Source organism: Streptomyces sp. NPDC017095 (assembly GCF_044332325.1).
Lineage (GTDB): Bacteria > Actinomycetota > Actinomycetes > Streptomycetales > Streptomycetaceae > Streptomyces.
In genome coordinates this window covers 523,684-538,441 of record NZ_JBIROU010000002.1, presented here as the reverse complement: position 1 = coordinate 538,441, position 14,758 = coordinate 523,684, and the positions used below count along the sequence as shown (strand labels likewise).

General features: G+C 75.4%; 11 protein-coding genes, 1 tRNA gene and 1 pseudogene. 5 read left to right on the top strand and 8 right to left on the bottom strand.

Going from position 1 to position 14,758, the window contains the following annotated elements; translation table 11 throughout:
* Positions 1 to 96: 96 nt before the first annotated feature.
* Both ACH4OA_RS05400 and ACH4OA_RS05395 read right to left on the bottom strand, forming a co-directional pair.
* On the bottom strand, positions 97 to 849 hold the full coding sequence (locus ACH4OA_RS05400; RefSeq protein WP_365883950.1) for an IclR family transcriptional regulator C-terminal domain-containing protein: 753 nt from the start codon (positions 847 to 849) through the stop codon (positions 97 to 99).
* A gap of 229 nt (positions 850 to 1,078) precedes the next feature.
* A complete protein-coding gene (locus ACH4OA_RS05395) occupies positions 1,079 to 2,032 on the bottom strand; it encodes a D-2-hydroxyacid dehydrogenase (RefSeq protein WP_397947327.1) in 954 nt (317 codons plus the stop codon).
* A gap of 360 nt (positions 2,033 to 2,392) precedes the next feature.
* Between ACH4OA_RS05395 and ACH4OA_RS05390 the strand changes: the two genes are divergently transcribed.
* From ACH4OA_RS05390 to ACH4OA_RS05375, 4 genes and pseudogenes are all read left to right on the top strand, one after another.
* Positions 2,393 to 3,124, top strand: coding sequence for a decarboxylase (locus tag ACH4OA_RS05390; protein WP_397967744.1), 732 nt, complete (start codon positions 2,393 to 2,395; stop codon positions 3,122 to 3,124).
* Positions 3,125 to 3,344: 220 nt separating this feature from the next.
* The gene (locus ACH4OA_RS05385) at positions 3,345 to 3,713 is read left to right on the top strand and encodes a hypothetical protein (protein WP_365875944.1); all 369 of its coding nucleotides are present in this window, start codon (positions 3,345 to 3,347) and stop codon (positions 3,711 to 3,713) included.
* 184 nt (positions 3,714 to 3,897) lie between these two features.
* Positions 3,898 to 4,477 (top strand): annotated as a pseudogene (locus ACH4OA_RS05380) (bifunctional DNA primase/polymerase).
* A tRNA-Lys gene (locus ACH4OA_RS05375) sits at positions 4,468 to 4,541 on the top strand. The pseudogene ACH4OA_RS05380 and the gene ACH4OA_RS05375 overlap by 10 nt, the downstream one beginning before the upstream one ends.
* A gap of 94 nt (positions 4,542 to 4,635) precedes the next feature.
* Here the strand turns inward: ACH4OA_RS05375 and ACH4OA_RS05370 are convergent.
* Positions 4,636 to 5,895 (bottom strand): M6 family metalloprotease domain-containing protein, encoded by a 1,260-nt coding sequence (locus ACH4OA_RS05370; RefSeq protein WP_397947325.1) that lies wholly within the window; start codon positions 5,893 to 5,895, stop codon positions 4,636 to 4,638.
* A gap of 321 nt (positions 5,896 to 6,216) precedes the next feature.
* Here ACH4OA_RS05370 and ACH4OA_RS05365 point away from each other — a divergent pair, with 321 nt between their 5' ends.
* Positions 6,217 to 8,022 (top strand): putative bifunctional diguanylate cyclase/phosphodiesterase, encoded by a 1,806-nt coding sequence (locus ACH4OA_RS05365; RefSeq protein WP_397967741.1) that lies wholly within the window; start codon positions 6,217 to 6,219, stop codon positions 8,020 to 8,022.
* Here ACH4OA_RS05365 and ACH4OA_RS05360 read toward each other — a convergent pair.
* The 5 genes from ACH4OA_RS05360 to ACH4OA_RS05340 all read right to left on the bottom strand — a co-directional run bounded on the left by ACH4OA_RS05360 (position 8,001) and on the right by ACH4OA_RS05340 (position 14,556).
* Positions 8,001 to 9,098 carry an LLM class flavin-dependent oxidoreductase gene (locus tag ACH4OA_RS05360; protein ID WP_397939629.1) on the bottom strand — a complete coding sequence of 366 codons (1,098 nt, stop codon included), beginning with the start codon at positions 9,096 to 9,098 and terminating at the stop codon, positions 8,001 to 8,003. The genes ACH4OA_RS05365 and ACH4OA_RS05360 overlap by 22 nt on opposite strands.
* A gap of 95 nt (positions 9,099 to 9,193) precedes the next feature.
* Entirely contained in the window at positions 9,194 to 10,531 is a 1,338-nt protein-coding gene (locus ACH4OA_RS05355) for an AAA family ATPase (protein WP_397939631.1), read from the bottom strand.
* Positions 10,528 to 12,117 (bottom strand): hypothetical protein, encoded by a 1,590-nt coding sequence (locus ACH4OA_RS05350; RefSeq protein ID WP_397967738.1) that lies wholly within the window; start codon positions 12,115 to 12,117, stop codon positions 10,528 to 10,530. Before ACH4OA_RS05350 ends, ACH4OA_RS05355 begins: the two co-directional genes overlap by 4 nt.
* Positions 12,108 to 13,715: a hypothetical protein gene (locus tag ACH4OA_RS05345; RefSeq protein ID WP_397967736.1), complete on the bottom strand. Its 1,608-nt coding sequence runs from the start codon at positions 13,713 to 13,715 to the stop codon at positions 12,108 to 12,110. The genes ACH4OA_RS05350 and ACH4OA_RS05345 overlap by 10 nt, the downstream gene beginning before the upstream one ends.
* Positions 13,612 to 14,556: a phosphatase PAP2 family protein gene (locus ACH4OA_RS05340; RefSeq protein ID WP_397947320.1), complete on the bottom strand. Its 945-nt coding sequence runs from the start codon at positions 14,554 to 14,556 to the stop codon at positions 13,612 to 13,614. The genes ACH4OA_RS05345 and ACH4OA_RS05340 overlap by 104 nt, the downstream gene beginning before the upstream one ends.
* Between the last annotated feature and the right edge of the window lie 202 nt (positions 14,557 to 14,758).

Here is a 14,758-nt window from a genome sequence, read left to right as displayed (position 1 = left end):
CGACCGCGGATTTCCTGCTCCCGCGGCTGGCGACGAAGAAAATACTACCCGGTCCCGAGGGGTGCTCGTGACCGCCCCGGACGGCCCCGGACAGGTCTAGAGCGTCAGTGAGAGCAGCACCGGCGCCGCGTGCCGGTTCAGGGTGTCCGCGGCCCGCTTCAGCCGGTGCGCGTGCGCCACCGGCAGGGACAGGGCCAGACAGCCGGCCGAGGAGCCCGCGGTGAGCGGCACGGCCGCGCAGACCGTGCCGACCGCGTACTCCTGGAGGTCGAGCACCGGCACCGACGGCGGCTGGCACTCCAGCCGGGACAGCAGCAGCTTGTCGCTGGTGATGGTGCGCGAGGTGAGCCGGGCCATCCGGTACCGGGCGAGATGGTCGCGCCGGGCCTCGTGGTCCAGCTGGGTCAGCAGGCTCTTGCCGAGGGCGGTGGCGTGGGCGGAGCAGCGGAAGTCCACCCACTCGTTGACCGCCGGGGTGGCCGGCCCGGCCGCGTACTGGGTGACCCGGACCTCGCCGTCGACGTACCGGCTCAGGTAGACGGCCGCGCCGACCGCGTCGCGCAGCCGGTCCAGGAGGTGCTGGAGCTGGTCGCGCAGGGCCCGCTCCCGGTCGTGCGCCGAGGTGAGCCGGCGCAGGGTGGCGCCGGTGACGTAGGCGGCCTCGTCGACCTGCTCGACGTAGCCCTCCCGGCGCAGCATCCGCAGCAGGCCGGCGAGCCGCTCGGGGCCCAGGCCGGTGCGGCGGGCCAGCTCGGTCACGGTGGCGCCGGCGGGGTGCCTGGCCACGGTCTCCAGCACGCGCAGGGCGTCCTGGGCGGAGTCGTACGGGGCGGTCGGCTCGATCCTCATTCGGTCCCCCTGGGCCGCGATCCGGTCGGCGGATCGTGCCCACGATAGCCGGGAAGGGGCGGCCGGGGAGAGGGGGTCGGCGCGATCCCGTCCTGCCCACCGGGACGGAGATCTTTGGGCATATGCCGCCAGCATGGGCCGGCATCGAACCCTGGCCGGCCCGCGCCCAGGGGACCTCACTGACGAACTCCCGGGACCGTCGCCGCGTGCGTGCGCGGCCGGGCCGGGCTCAGTGGCCGGGCACGTACCCGCGCGTCTTGTCGACCACGTTCGGCAGTGACCTGCCCGCCGCCCAGCGGTCGTACAACTCCACGAACTGCGCGGCCAGTTCGTCCCGCAGGCCGACCGTGCCACCGCTCATGTGCGGGGACACCAGCAGCCCCGGCAGCTCCCACAGCGGACTGTCCGGCGGCAGCGGTTCGGCCGCGAACACATCGAGCGCGGCGCCCGCGATCCAGCGCCGGGACAGGGCGTGGACGAGGGCGTCCTCGTCGACCAGGGCGCCCCGGCCGACGTTCACGAAGAACGCCGACGGCTGCATCACGTTGAACCGGTGCGTGTCGAACATGCGGTACGTCCGCTCGGTCAGCGGCGCCGCGGAGATCACCCAGTCCGCTCGGGAGAGCAGCCGGTCCAGGTCGTCCGGGCCGTGCACACCGGTCCGCGGCACCCGTCCGACCAGCGCCGTCGTCATCCCCAGGGCCTTCAGCGTGCGCGTGACGGCCCGGCCGACCGGGCCCGAGCCGACCACGCACGCGTAGGTGCCCGCCACCGGCCGGGTCTCCCGGGGCCGCCAGCTCCGCTCCCGCTGCGCCGCGAGGGTGCGCGGCAGGTCCTTGGCGGCGGCCAGCACCAGCGCCGCCACGTACTCGGCGACCGGCTGCTCGAAGATCCCGCGCGCGGTGGTCACCACCGTGTCCGACGCGACCAGTTCCGGACACAGCAGATGGTCCACGCCCGTGCTCGCCGTGTGCACCCAGCGCGGCCGGGGACCGCCGCCGGGCCACGCCTCGCGCACGGCCTGGGAGGCGACGTCCCACACCAGCAGCACGTCCGCGCCGGGCAGCCGCTCCGCCAGGTGCGCCGCGTCCGTGCGCACGATCCGGGCGCGTCCGGTGAGGCGGCCGAGCCGGGGCGGCGGGTCGGCGTCGAGGACCACGACGGTGGGGTGCGGCGGCGTCATGCGGGGCGGCTCCCGGCGTCCGGCCTGAACGGATGGTGCGCGGGCTGTGCGCGGTGGGCGCGCGGAGCACGCGTGGGGCGCGCGTGGCCGGACCACGCTCGCACCCGCGCCCACCCCCGTCAACCAGGCCGTACGGCGGGTACGGGGTTCTCGGCCAACCGGGGCACCGGGCCCGGCAGCACCCGGGTGCGCGGGTTCTCGGCCAGCCGGGACCCGCGGGTTCTCGGCCAACCGGGGCACCGGGTGGGCGGCGCCGCGCGGGCTGGGTACCCGGAACGCCGGGCCGTCCCCGGGCGCCGCCGGACGGCGCTGCCCGGAACCCGGCCCGCACCGCCGGAAGCGACAGCAGGAAGGCTGGACATGACCGCACTCGGATTCCTCTATCCGGGCCACTTCGCCGAGGACGACTATCCGCGCATCGAGCAGCTCCTGGGCAGCGACATCCGGGTGGACCTGAGCCACACCGACCTCGGCGAGGACGCGTACGGCCCGTCGGCGCCGAGCGGGCCGGGCTCCGCCGAACGGCTCGCCGAGGAGGTGGCGGGGCTGCGGCTGGCCGGGGCCGAGACGCTGGTGTGGGCGTGCACCAGCGGCGGCTTCGCGCACGGCTGGGACGGCGCCCAGGACCAGGTGCGGACCCTGGCCCGGCTGGCCGGGATGCCGGCCTCCTCGACCTCGTTCGCCTTCGTGCACGCGGCCCGGGAGATCGGCGCCCGCCGGGTCGCGGTCGGCGCGCCCTACCCGGAGGACCTCGCCGCGCTGTTCGCGGACTTCCTGCGGGCCGGCGGCCTGGAGGTGACCGGGGTGCGGGCCTCCGGGCACGTCACCGCGGCGGAGGTCGGCACCTGGGACGAGGAGGACGTGCTCACCCTGGCCCGCGCGGCGGACACCGCGGACGCCGAGGCCGTGCTGCTGCCGCACACCGCCCTGCACACGGCCGCGCACCTCGGGCTGCTGGAGAAGGCCCTGTCCAAGCCGGTGCTCACCGCCAGCCAGGTCACGGTCTGGGAGGGCCTGCGGCTGGCGGACCGCCGGGTGAACGCGCCGGCCCTGGGCGCCTTGTTCACCCGGGAGCCGCTGGTGCAGGGATAGAGCCGCCGCCTCCTCACCCCGGGACCTCGCCGCCTCCTCACCCGGGGCCTCGCCGCCTCCTCACCCGGGGCCTCGCCGCCTCCTCACCCGGGGCCTCGCCGCCTCCTCACCCGGGGCCTCCCCGCCTCCTCACCCGGGGCCTCTTGCGCGGGCGCGGGACAATGGACGGTGGCCCACCCGAAGGCGGTGCCCGTGAACCGGTACGAGGAGGAGACCAGACATGGCGGAGCCCACGCCGCGTCACCACGAACCGCGGCTACGCCCCGCGCCCCTGCTCTTCGAGCCCGCGGAGGCGGCCGCCGATCCCGAGCACTTCTTCGACCTGGAGTCGATCGAGGATCCGCGGGAGCTGCTGGCCCGGGCGACGGAGCTGGCCCAGGCCTTCCGCGCGGCCGCCGACCGGGCCGTGGAGTTCCAGGCCGTCGCGGCGGCCCAGCTCGCCGACCCGCGCCGGTTCGACCGGCTGACCCCGGCGGACATCGCCGAGCGCGCGGAGTGGACCGAGGACTACGCGAAGAAGATGGTCGAGTTCGGCCGGGACCTGATGCGCGGCGACGGCGACGACCGCACCCCGGCCGACCTGCGGTAGCGGCCCGGAGCCCGGGCCGCGGTGCCGCTCCGGGCCCCCGGCGGCCGGTCAGGCCCCCGCTCCGGCGGTGGCCGAGTCGTCCGGCATATGCCAGGCGGGCAAGATACTCCACCCGAGTCGCCTCTGTCCCCGTTTTCGGCAACTCAGGAGAACCGGATGCTCACGCACGGTAGACATGGGTGTCATGACCAGCGCCCCGAACGTCCTCCGTGCCGGCTCCGACGGCGTCGCCTGGCTCGCCTCGGCGGCCAGCCACCCGCGCAGCACCCTCGCCCTGTGGCGGGAGCGCCCGGACGCCCCCGTGGTGCTGCCCTGCGGCACCGTCTTCGACGTGGTGAGCGCCCCGGTGCCGTTCGGGCGCCGCATGCTGGAGCGGCTGTGGAGCGAGGGCGCGGCGGTGGGCCCGGTCGCGGTGTTCCGGGGCCGGACGCTGCTTCTTCGCCGCCCCCGGCACGGCCCAGCGGCTGCCCTCGCTGCTGGCCTGGGAGGACCGGGGCTCCCGGCGGGCGCGGGCGGTGCCACCGCTGCTGTGCCACGGCCCGGGCGACGCGGTGACCGTCCCGTCCCCGGCCGCCCCGACCGGCGACGACGCGCCCGGCGCCGCCCGCTGGCTGATCGCCCCGGACAGCCGGAATCCCCGGCTGCCCGGTCCCGAGGTGCTGCTCTGGGCGGCCGTGGGCGCGGCCCGGTCCGCCGTGCGGAGGTCGATTTCTCCCCCCGCCGACCAGGATGCTAAGGTCTACGACGTCAGCAGGCGCCGCTAGCTCAGTTGGTTAGAGCAGCTGACTCTTAATCAGCGGGTCCGGGGTTCGAGTCCCTGGCGGCGCACGCGAAGGAAACGGCGGGTCCGGTTCGAAAGAATCCGGCCCGTCGTTTTCGTATACGCCCGCCGCCCCGCTCGGCCCCGCGTCAGCCGTCCCGCTCAGTCCCCCACGCCCGGTGTGATCGACACCGTCCACGCCCCCGAGGCCGTCCTGTCCTCCACCGCCACCCGCACGTCCTCCCCGGGCACGGTGAAGCTCTCGCCGAGGAAGACCGGCGCGTCGGCGAGGGGCGGATAGACCGAGTTCTCCCAGCAGGCCTCGGTGCGCGGGTGGGCGTCCACCACCCGGACCGGGCCGTCGCCGGACGGGGCGCCGCCGCGCACCCGGTACACCAGGATGCCCTGGCGGCAGACCGCGCGGTCGGCGCCGGCCGCGCCGCGCGCCTCGAAGGCGAGGGCGCTGTCCGGGCCCGTGCGCACCACGGCCAGCTTCACGCCGTGGCCGAGCCCGAAGGCGGGCGCGCCGGCCGTGTCCCGCACCGGGACGCCCGGCCCGGCCGCCAGGGGCTCCAGGGTGAGGCGGGCCGGCGTGGCGCCGCGCACGCACACCACCTGCCGCGGATCCAGCCAGCCCAGTCTCCACTTGTGCCAGGCCAACAGATCAGGCGCCAGACCGAACTGGCTGCCCATCAGGTCCCAGTCGCCGACATGGGTGTCCCAGTCGCCCTTGCCGTCGGCCGGGCGGTGGTAGAGGTCGGGCAGGTCGAAGACATGGCCGGTCTCGTGGGCGAGAACCAGCCGGTCCGGTGGATGGTGCTCGAACACGGTGACCACCCGGCGGATGCCGGTGCCGTCCGCCCGCAGGGGCGTGTCCAGGTTGACGACTTTCGTGGCGTCGGAGTCGACACCGGGCGCGTCCGGGTCGGCGACGAGGTAGACCACCTGGTAGCGGGAGAAGTCGACCTCCTTGTCGGCCACGGCGAACGCGTCCCGCAGGTAGGCGGCCCGGTCCTCGGCGTTCCAGTCCCGCCGCATGGCGTACGCCGTCGACGGGCGCGGCATGCGCAGCCAGCGCCCGAGCGGATGCGGGCGGAGGGTGAACCTGCCGTAGGACGACTGTTCGTAGAAGCGGCTGGTGGCGGGGAAGTGGTCGGCCGTCAGCTGGGCCGGGGTGGTGCGCGGGGCGGCGTCCGGGAAGGACAGGAAGACCAGGACGGCGTCGAGCGCGCCGGCCGGGTGCGGATAGGCGGGGCTCCAGGTGTCCACGCCCTCCGAGTGGTGGGCCTCGGTGCGGTGCAGGGCACAGGGCTCCGGCGAGAAGGGCCCGGCGGCCGAGGGGCCGGTGAGGATCGAGGTCGCGGCGAGCGCCGACATCGTGGTGAACACGGCGGCGGTGCTGCGCAGCTTGGGCACGGACATGACCTCCGGATGCGGTTCGCGGGACCCGCACCCAGATTGCTGGTATTCATTGGTTTATGCCCTGTTTGTCTGCACCGGAAGAGTGAGCGCGCCCCCGCCGGGCGCCGGCGCACCCCGGCTCTCGACCTCCCGAAACATTCACGGAACGTCACAACTGGTCGGCAGGCCGAAGAACCCGTCCAGGTGCGGGCAGAAACGATCTGTCAGAACCGGTGCCCGGTCCGGGACACTGGAGAGTGGCTGGAAGGGCCCGGGGCCAGCCTCTATGATCGGCACACTTTCCGGCACGGACTTCAGATCGAGTGCACGCGGGAGCGAGCGGTGAGCGGAACGTCCGAAGGGCCGACGCCCGCGGCAGACCTCGACCGGTCAGCCGTCACAGAAAGTCACCACACCACCTATCATCGTGTCTTCGCGAACGCCCCGCTCGCCATGGCGGTCGTGGGCCCCGAGGGCTGTGTCGTCACGGCCAACAGCGCCCTCGGCGAACTGCTCGGCATCGACCCGGACACCCTCGTCGGGCGGGTCGCCGCCGACCTGGTCGACCTGGGCTCGGACCCGCGCAGCCGGCACGCCTACCACGAGGTGCTGCGCGGCCGGCGGGCCCGGCTGCGCTGCACCCGCCGGATCAAGCACCCCGCGGGGCACTCGGTGTGGGCGCAGGTCACCATCGCCCCGCTGAGCGGCGACGACCCCGGCGTCCTGCTGTCCGTCACCGACATCAGCGCCCGCCGCGAACTCCAGGCCCGGCTGCGGCATTTGCAGATGCACGACCCGGTGACCCGGCTGCCCAACCGCACCCTGTTCTTCGAGCGGCTCACGGCCGCGCTGGAGGCGGAGTCGTACGAGGAGAGCGGCACCGGCCGGATCGGCCTGTGCTACCTGGACCTGGACGGCTTCAAGGCCGTCAACGACACCCTCGGCCACCGGATCGGCGACCGGCTCCTGGCGGCCGTGGCCGAACGCCTGACCAGGGTCGCCGACGAGGCCGGGTACGCCCGGGCCGCCACACCCCTGGTGGCCCGGCTCGGCGGCGACGAGTTCGCGCTGCTGGTGGAGGACTCCACCGGCACCGAACAGCTCGCCGACCTCGCCGAGTCCGCGCTGAAGGCACTCCAGGAACCGTTCGACCTGGCCGGCCGCCGACTGTCGCTGACCGCCTCGATCGGAGTCGTCGAACGGCACGCGGCGGGCACCACCGCCACCGGTCTGATGCAGGCCGCCGATACGACGCTGTACTGGGCGAAGGCCGACGGCAAGGGCCGCTGGACCCTGTTCGACCCCGAGCGCAACGCCCACCGCATGACCCGCCAGGCGCTGTCCTCCACGCTGCGCCCCGCCATCGACCGCGGGGAGTTCGCCCTCGAATACCAGCCGCTGGTGGCCATGGAGGACGGCCGGCTCAACGGCGTCGAGGCGCTGATCCGCTGGCACCACCCGCAGTTCGGCACGCTCACGCCGAATCGGTTCATCGGACTGGCCGAGGAGGACGGCTCGATCGTGCCGCTGGGCCGCTGGGCGCTGGTCACCGCCTGCAGGCAGGCCCGCCGCTGGCAGCTCGACCGGCCCGGCGAGCCGCCCATCTTCGTCAGCGTCAACGTGGCCGTACGGCAGGTGTGGGACTCCGACCTGGTGGCCGACGTCGCCGAGACCCTCGCCGAGACCGGGCTCGCCCCGCACCTGCTCCAGCTGGAGCTGACCGAGTCCGCGGTGATGGGCTCCGCGGGCCGCCCCATCCAGGCTCTCCAGGCGCTCAGCGACATGGGCGTGCGGATCGCCATCGACGACTTCGGCACCGGCTACTCGAACCTCGCCTACCTCAGCCGCCTGCCGGTCTCCACGCTGAAACTGGACGGCTCCTTCGTGCGCGGCTTCCAGTACGAGGAGACCGCCAAGGGAGCCGTGCCGAACCCCGCCGACGAGGTCATCGTGGAGGCGATGATCCAGCTCGCCCACCGGCTGGGCCTGACCGTCACCGCGGAGTGCGTGGAGACCGCCGCGCAGGCCACCCGGCTGCGCCGGATCGGCTGCGACACCGGACAGGGCTGGCTCTACTCCCGTCCGGTGCCGCCGGACCGCATCTCCGAGCTGCTGGGGACGCGGACCTACGCGGTCGGCAATCCGTAGGCGTCCGCGATCAGTTCGTAGGAGCGCAGCCGGGTCTCGCCGCGGTGCGCGTGCGAGGTGAGCATCAGCTCGTCGGCCCCGGTGCGCTTCTGCAGCTCGTCCAGGCCGGCGCGGACCTCGTCGACCGTGCCGTGCACGATGTTCGCCGTCCAGCTGGTGGCGAACTCCTCCTCCATCGGGCTGAACTCGTACCGCTCGGCCTCGTCCGGGTCGGGGAACAGCCCCGGCCGGCCGGTGCGCAGCCGGATCATGTTCAGCGCCAGCGCCCGGGCCTGCCGGCGGGCCTCCCGCTCGTCGTCCGTGGCGAGCGCGTTGACGCCGATGAGGGCGTACGGCTCGGACAGGACGGCGGAGGGCCGGAACGTCTGCCGGTACAGGTCCAGGGCCGGGAGGGTGTTCTGCGCGGAGAAGTGGTGCGCGAAGGCGAACGGCAGACCGAGCAGACCGGCCAGCCGGGCGCTGAAGCCGGAGGAGCCGAGCAGCCAGACGGACGGGCGGTGCGGGGACTGCACGCCGCCGGGCGAGGTGCCCTGCACGGGACCCGGGATCGCGTGGATCCGCCGGTACGGATGCCCGTCCGGGAAGTCGTCGTCCAGGAACCGGGTCAGCTCGGCGAGCTGCTGCGGGAAGTCGTCGGCGCCCTCGTTGAGGGTGTCGGTGCGGCGCAGGGCGGCGGCGGTGGCCCCGTCCGTGCCCGGCGCCCGCCCCAGCCCGAGGTCGACGCGGCCCGGCGCGAGCGCCTCCAGCGTGCCGAACTGCTCGGCGATCACCAGCGGGGCGTGGTTGGGCAGCATGACACCGCCCGAGCCGAGCCGGATGCGGCCGGTGTGGGCGGCGAGGTGGGCGAGGATCACGGCGGGCGAGGAGGAGGCCACCCCGGGCATGGAGTGGTGTTCGGCCACCCAGTACCGGTGGAAGCCCCGGGCCTCCGTGAGCCGGGCGAGCGCCACGCTGGTGCGCAGGGCGTCACTCGCCGTGCTGCCCGCTCCGACGGTCACCAGGTCCAGCACGGACAGGGGCACGGGCGCGGTCCCGTGCGCGGTGCCCCGGATCTCGTCTGCCTCGTCTGCCGCCACGGTATGGCCTCCTGTCACCGGTCCTGGACTGTCCTCCGCGCCCCAACAGGAGGCGATCTCCGTTTATTCCGGCGCCGGCCGCGCGCCGGGCCGGTTCACGGCCGCCAGCTCACCCTGTGTTCCGCCAGGTGGGACAGGACCGCGTGGTTCGCCTCCCAGCCGTCCGGGAACTTCACCAGGGTGCCCAGCCGGACCGGTTCCGTGGACGGGTAGTCGTCCAGGAGGTCGCTCACCCCGGCGCGGCAGACCATGATGCAGGCGTGGCGGTGGCGGGAGGCCAGGACGCACAGGCGGCCCGTCTCCAGGTGGAACGCCGTGGCGTCGGGACGGCCGGAGAGCGGGTGCAGGACCACCGTGATGTCGTACTCACGGCCCTGGAGCCGGTTCGCGGTGTCGACCGTGACACCCGGGACGCCCAGCTCGGCCAGGGCCGCGCGGACCGCCGCCGCCTGGTCGCGGTGGGCCGTGCCCACGGCGACGCGGTCGGCGGTGACGGGCGCGGGCGCCGGGGACCGCTCGGAGAGCGCCGCGCCGCCCCGGTCCAGCAGCCGGCGCACCACCGCCGCGACCGCGCGCACCGCCTCCGGGTCCGTGCGCGGCGTGTGCCGGGCGGGCAGCTCCAGCAGGCCCCAGCCGGACTCCGCTGCCTCGTCGAGCACCCGGTCCGGCGCGGAACCGTCCGAGGGCACGGCGAAGCTCAGCCGGCGCTCGCCGTGGAGCGTGCCGCTGCGGAAGGGCGTGTACGGGTAGAAGGCGTCCGAGACCAGGGGCGCCGCCGAGGCGGGCAGCCGCCAGGACACGGGCAGGCGGTGCTGCGGCAGGCCCGGGTTGTGCGCCAGCAGCGTGGTCACGGCCGACGCCGACGGGTCGTACGACAGCCCCGCCCACTGCTCGCTGCCCACGAGGGAGAACGGGTCCAGCTGGCCGGGGTCGCCCACGAACAGCGCCCGCTCGAACAGGCCGGCCACGGCGAGCAGCGAGTCCGAGCGCATCTGGTACGCCTCGTCCACGATCGCGTGCCGCCACGGCTCGTCCGTCTTCACGTGCGCCCACTTCGCGGCGGTGGACAGCACCACCGGCAGACCGGCCAGGTCGGCCGCCTTCGCCGAGGTGCGGACCTGCGGCAGCTCGTCCAGCGCCTTGTCGTACGCGTCGGTGTCGCTGCTGTGCAGCCGGCCGACGGGCAGCTCCCCGTTCCGCTCGGCCAGCCGCAGGACCAGGTCGTCGACCTGGGCGTTCGTCTGCGCCACCACCATCAGCGGGCGGCCCGCCTCCGCCAGTTCCAGCGCCGCGCGGACCACCAGCGTGGACTTGCCGGCGCCGGGCGGGGAGTCCACCACCACGCCCCGCTCGGTGCCGTGCAGTGTGTCGTGCAGGATCGCCTCGGTGGCGCGGCCCGCCGCGGCGGCGGGGTCGAAGCCGACGGTCGTCACAGCACGTCCTCCTCGGTGACGGGATCGGGCGTCTCCGGTACCGGTTCGCCCGGCGGGCCGCCATGCGTCCACGGGGTCTCCTCCGGGTCGGGCAGCTTCGCGCCGCCGCGCTGCTCGTGCTCGAACAGCGTGAAGCAGACCCGGTCGCCCGGGTCCGGCACCGAACCCGGCTCCGGTTCCTTGCCGCGGCCCATCTTGTCCAGCACGCGCAGCGTCAGCACTCCGTCGGCCTCGTACCCGACGAACTCCGCCGACTGCGGTCTGCCCTCCAGCGACCGGAACACCCGCGCCCGCTCCGCCAGGTGCGGCCGGTCCTCCGTGCGGACCGTCACCAGCGGGCGCGGGCTCGGCCGCCGGCCCTCGGAGTACGCCATCACCACCTCGGTCACCTCGCCCGCGAACGCCTCCCCGGCCAGCCGCCGCCCGGCCATCACCAGCGGATCGTCCAGCGCCTCCTGCGCCTCCAGCCGGGCCTGTTCCCGCTCGCGGGTGGCCAGCTTGTTCGCCGCCGTCACCGCGTCGTCCCGGCGCGGCTGCGGCGGCTCGCCGGCCCGCACCCGGTCCCGGTGCGCGGTGAACGACCAGCGGTCCCGGGTCCACCGCTCCGCCACGTGCGCGCCCGGCGGCAGCTCCCGCAGCAGGTCAAGTCCCCGCCACACCGCGTCCCAGGTGGGCCGGGTGCGGCTCTCGACCAGATCGCGGACCTCCCGCTCGGCCCGGGTCAGCGCGGCCAGCCGGCCGTCCGCCTCCAGCGGGTCCTCGGCGGCGGCCAGCGCCGTGCGCGCGCGGTCGTAGCGCTCGATCGCCGGGGCCAGCAGCTTGTTGTCGAACGCCGGGTCGGTGGCGGGTCCGGCCGGCGGGCACAGCAACTGCCCGTCCGCGTCCCGGGCCAGCTCCGCCCGGCGGGCGGCCCCGGCGCCGGACAGGCCCTCGGGCGGGTCGATCCAGGCCAGCAGCGCCCCCAGGTGCTCGTCCTCCAGGCCGGACTGGCCGGTCACCCAGTGCCGGGACAGCACGTCGGTCAGGGCCAGCAGCAGCGAGGAGCCGGGCACCCTGGAACGCTCGCCGTAGTGGGTCAGCCAGCGGCCGAGCAGCGGCACCCGGGGCGGCGCCGGATAGGGCGCGTCCGGGTCCTGCTCGGCGGTGCGCCGGAACCGCATGGAGCGGCCCAGCAGCCGGACGAAGTCCAGGCCGGTGCGGCTCGGCACGATCAGCTGCGGCGCGTCCGCGCACAGCTCGGCCTCCACCTTGACCCGCTTGCCGGTCTCCGGGTCGGTCTCGGTGCGCTCGGCGGCCTCCACGGCGTCCGCGTACGCGTCGATGTGCGGCAGGACCACACCGGCCAGGTCGGCCAGGAACGTGAACCGCAGATCGCGGTCCCGGGGCTGCGGCACGACCAGCAGCCGGGGCGCGTCCCGGTCGGTGCCGACCAGCGCGCCGAGCGGGGCGCCGGTCTCACCGGCGGTGGTCAACGGCACGAACACCAGCGGACGGTCGGACAGATGCCGGTGCCGGACGGTCGCGGCCGGCTGCGCCCGGCCCCGGTCGACGGCCTCCAGCCGGGCGAGGGCGGTGATCAGCGACACGCCGGCACCTCCCGGACGGGCGCCGGCGCCGCACCGCGCGCGGCGGGCAGTTCCCCGCCGGCCGCCGGTGCCTGCGCGCGCGCCGCGGCCGCCTCGCCGGCCGCCCGCAGGGCCTCCGCGCGCAGCGCCGCCGCCCGGCGCAGCGCGGCCACCGCCGGGTCGTCCGGGTCGCCGCTCTCGCCGCGGGCCGCCGCCAGGACCTCCCCGACCGTGGCCAGGCCGCCCAGCTCGGCCCGCAGGGGCCGGCCGAGCGGGGTGACCGCGCCGGCCGCGCGGGAGCGCTCACGGCAGTGGAAGGCCAGTTCACAGGCGGACAGGCACTCGGGCGCATAGGCCGCGGGCACCGCCTCCACGGCCGCCGTCAGCTCCTCGGCGGGCCGGTCGGGCGCGAAGCACGTGCCCTCGGGCAGCGTGTCGGCGATCTCCTCGACCCGGGTCAGCCGAGCAAGCTGGCGGGCGGTGACCGCGCGCTGCTTGCGGACGTCCACGGCGGAGCCCGCCGGCAGGTTCGAGAAGTCCCGCGGGCACACCAGCAGCACCCGGTGACGCACGACGGGCACCCGGGCACCCGGACCGCGGGACGCCCCGGCGGACTCAGGGTCGCGCGGCCCCTTGGCTGTCTCCCGGCCGCTGGGTGTCTCGGCGGACTGCGCGTCGCGCGGCGCCTCGGCCGTCGTCCGGGCGCGGGGTGCCTCGGCGGGCTCCGGGTCGCCCGGCCCCCTGGCCGTCTCCCGGTCGCGTGGCGTCTCGGCGGGCTCGGGGCGCGGCGCCTTGGCTGTCTCCCGGCCGCTGAGTGGCTCGGCGGACTCCGCGTCGTGCGGCGCCTCGGCCGTCGTCCGGTCGCGGGGCGCCTCGGCGGGCTCCGGGGCGAGGTGCTTTCCGGCCGGTTCCGGTTCCGCGCCGAGCCGTGCGGCGACCTCCTCCAGCGCCAGCACGTACACCGCCGCCTGGCGGGCCGCCGCGCCGACCTTCGCCGGGTCCGCGACGCCGTCCACCATCGGGAAGGACTTGATCTCCACCACCGACCAGCTGCCGTCCGGGTGCACCACCACCGCGTCCGGCTCCAGGAAGGCGAGGGAACCCGCCACGTCCAGGGCGAGCATCGGATGGTCCAGCAGCGTCCAGCCGCCGGCCCGCGTGGCCTCGCGCAGCGCCAGCGCCGTACGCGCCGTACGCCCCTCGGGGCCGTGCGCCGTCAGGTCGGGCACCGCCGCGCCGGCGGGCGGCTCGGCGCGCGGATCGAGCCGGGCGTGCACCAGGCGCAGCAGCTCCGCGCCGCCGTCCGCCTTCACCCGCGCCTCGAACGCGTTGCCCCGGGTCAGCGCGAACTGCGACTGCCCGAAGCCGGACGGCGCGCCCAGCGCGGTGGCCAGCCGGGCCTTGTCCACCCCGGCGCCGTCCAGTATCGCCCGCCGTGCGCACCCGGGGTTCGCGGCGAGCGCCGCGAGGGCGCGCGCGTCCAGGGCCTTGGCCGGTACCTCGGGTCCGCGCAGCTCAGCGAGCCGGTGCCGCAGCCCCTTCCCCCGCGTCGGTGGGGGAGGGGTCCGGTCCGGCCGCGGGGTCGAGCCGCGACTCGCGCTGGCGTGGAATTCGCTCACCCGCGGAAGTCTGGCATCCGGCACTGACAATCGGGGAACGGGCGACGTCGGCGACCGCCGGGGTACGGCGCGCGGCCCGGGTCCGCAGCAGGTTCCCGGCGCGCAGCACGTACGGCGCCAGCAGCAGTCCGACGCCCATCACGGCGACGCCCGCGACCGCGTCCAGCAGGTAGTGGTTGGCGGTGCCCATGACCACGATCGCGGTCACCAGCGGGTAGCCGACGCCGACGGCCTTGGCCAGCCGGGTGTTGCCGTGCCGCCAGAGCATCACACCGCACCACAGCGCCCAGCCCACGTGCAGGCTCGGCATCGCCGCGTACTGGTTGGTCATGCCGCCCATGCCGCGCGGGGCGCTGGCCTCGCCGCCCCACCAGCCGTACGAGCTGTACTGCGCCATGGTGTCCACGAAGCCGTGGTCGGCGGCCAGCAGCCGGGGCGGGCAGGTCGGCAGCAGGGTGAAGCCGATCAGGCCGATGAAGGTGGAGGTCATCAGCCAGGTGCGGGCCGCGCGGTAGTGCCGGGCACGCGCGCGGAACAGCCAGACCAGGACGGCGGGCGTGACCAGGTAGTGCAGCGAGGCGTACCAGAAGTCGGCCGGGACCCCGAGCCAGGCCTCCTGGGTGAACAGCCGGTTCAGCGGGTGCTCGGCGTTCAGGCGCAGGGCCTTCTCGATGCGCAGCAGCGCCAGACCGTGATCGACGGCGCCGGAGACGTCACCGCGCGCGAGGAGCCGGCCGGCCGAATAGCAGCTGTAGACCAGCACGATCAACGGCAGCTCGGTCCACCAGCGCAGCCGGGTACGGGGGGCCACCTCGGTGCCCGGTGTCTCGGTCTGCGGCAATCCGATCGCCCTCCCCTTCGGCGCGCTGCGCGGTGCGCCCCCGGCGGGCGACCGTGCCACTTTACGTGTCCCCGCGCCGACCGTGCGGGCCGCTGGGGTCCCGCCCGGACGCGGGCTCAGCCCTCGAAGACGCCGGGATCGCCCGCCGGGTTGCCTGTCCGTGGGGTGCGCGATGATGGAGGGACCGCAGTCAGCCGTCGTT

What these genes read in the sequence shown, in the direction of transcription:
- ACH4OA_RS05395 (WP_397947327.1), bottom strand. Translation starts at nt 2,032, where the DNA reads ATGACGCCGCCGCACCCCACCGTCGTGGTCCTCGACGCCGACCCGCCG.
- ACH4OA_RS05370 (WP_397947325.1), bottom strand. Translation starts at nt 5,895, where the DNA reads ATGTCCGTGCCCAAGCTGCGCAGCACCGCCGCCGTGTTCACCACGATG.
- ACH4OA_RS05400 (WP_365883950.1), bottom strand. Translation starts at nt 849, where the DNA reads ATGAGGATCGAGCCGACCGCCCCGTACGACTCCGCCCAGGACGCCCTG.
- ACH4OA_RS05385 (WP_365875944.1), top strand. Translation starts at nt 3,345, where the DNA reads ATGGCGGAGCCCACGCCGCGTCACCACGAACCGCGGCTACGCCCCGCG.
- ACH4OA_RS05390 (WP_397967744.1), top strand. Translation starts at nt 2,393, where the DNA reads ATGACCGCACTCGGATTCCTCTATCCGGGCCACTTCGCCGAGGACGAC.